The sequence below is a fragment of the Mesorhizobium sp. M7A.F.Ca.US.005.03.2.1 genome, from assembly GCF_003997795.1.
In the GTDB taxonomy this organism is placed as follows: Bacteria; Pseudomonadota; Alphaproteobacteria; order Rhizobiales; family Rhizobiaceae; genus Mesorhizobium; species Mesorhizobium ciceri.
Genome location: NZ_RZRP01001200.1, coordinates 1 through 1,411, shown reverse-complemented (window position 1 = coordinate 1,411; position 1,411 = coordinate 1). Strand labels below are relative to the sequence as shown.

At 64.8% G+C, this 1,411-nt stretch carries 1 protein-coding gene and 1 pseudogene; both read left to right on the top strand.

All coding sequences use genetic code 11. The features are described 5' to 3' along the window. Nucleotides 1–646, top strand: a pseudogene (locus tag EN991_RS36215) (D-alanyl-D-alanine carboxypeptidase); the annotation flags it as partial. Nucleotides 647–786: 140 nt separating this feature from the next. After that, on the top strand, nucleotides 787–1,411 hold a 625-nt coding region (gene tmk, locus EN991_RS36210; RefSeq protein WP_164769658.1), incomplete at its 3' end, for a dTMP kinase.

The following is a 1,411-nucleotide window of genomic DNA, read 5'->3' as shown; positions in this document are numbered from 1 at the left end:
GCAGACGACCGTGCGCGAGCTGGCGCAGCTCGCCCTGCACCTGTGGCGCGATTATCCGGATTTCTATCGCTATTATGCCCAAAAGGATTTCACCTGGAACAAGATCTCACAGAGGAACCGCAATCCGCTGCTGGCGATGGACATCGGCGCCGACGGCCTGGCGGTCGGGGCGAGCGAGGCAGCCGGCTTCGGCATCGTCGGTTCGCTCAGCCACAATGGTACCCGCGTGATCGCGGCGATGAGCGGGCTGGCCTCGGACAAGGAGCGCGCCGAGGAAGCGCGAAAGCTGCTCGACTGGGGTGTCCGCTCTTTCGAGAAGACTGAAATTTTCGCCAGGGACGAGGTGGTTGGAGAAGCCCAGGTTTTCGGCGGCGCCAAATCCGGGGTGACGCTGAAGGCAAAGGGACCGATCGACATCTTCCTGCCGATCACCAACCGCGACAAGCTGACGGCCAGGATCGTCTATGACGGCCCGGTTGCAGCACCGGTGGAGGAGGGGCAGCCGGTGGGTGCGCTGCGCGTCTGGATCGGCGATACGCTGAGCCAGGAGACGCCGCTTTTCGCAGCCGAATCGATCGGCGTCGGCACGCTGCCGCAGCGCGCGCTCGATGCCGTCAAGGAACTGGCGGTCGGCTGGCGGCGCTAACGCATGTCGCTCAAAACCAGCCATGATTTTGGGGAACGGCATGCATAAGGGCAAAAAATCGACGGCATGGACGTTTGGCCCAACGCGGACTATCTAGAGCGCTACAATCCCATTCAGCCATGGACAAGAAGGCCTCTCGGTTGGCACGCGGTTTTTTCATCACCTTCGAAGGCGGCGAGGGGGCAGGCAAGTCGACGCAGATCGAGCGGCTGGCCAGGAAGATGCGCGCCAAGAAATACGACGTGCTGCTTACCCGCGAACCCGGCGGCTCGCCGGGCGCCGAAGCGGTCAGGCATGTGCTGCTGTCGGGCGCAGCCGAACCGTTCGGGCCGAAGATGGAAGCGCTGCTTTTCGCCGCCGCGCGGTCCGATCATGTCGAGCAGGTGATCCGGCCGGCGGTCGAGCGTGGCTCCATCGTGCTTTGCGACCGCTTCCTCGATTCCTCACGCGTCTATCAGGGCGTCACCGGCGGCATCGATCCGGCGTTCATGGATGCGCTGGAACAGGTCGCCATCAACGGCATGATGCCGGACATGACGCTGATCTTCGACATCGACCCAGCGGAAGGCCTGAGGCGCGCAACGCTGCGGCGCGGCGCCGAGGCAGTCGCCGACCGTTTCGAAAAGGAGACGCTGGCGATCCACCGGGCCCGCCGCGAGGCGTTTCTGGCGATCGCCAAGGCCGAGCCGGAGCGCTGCATCGTCGTCGACGCAGCCGCCGAGCCCGACGCGGTTGAGAACGTCGTCACCGCGGCAGTGTTCGCGG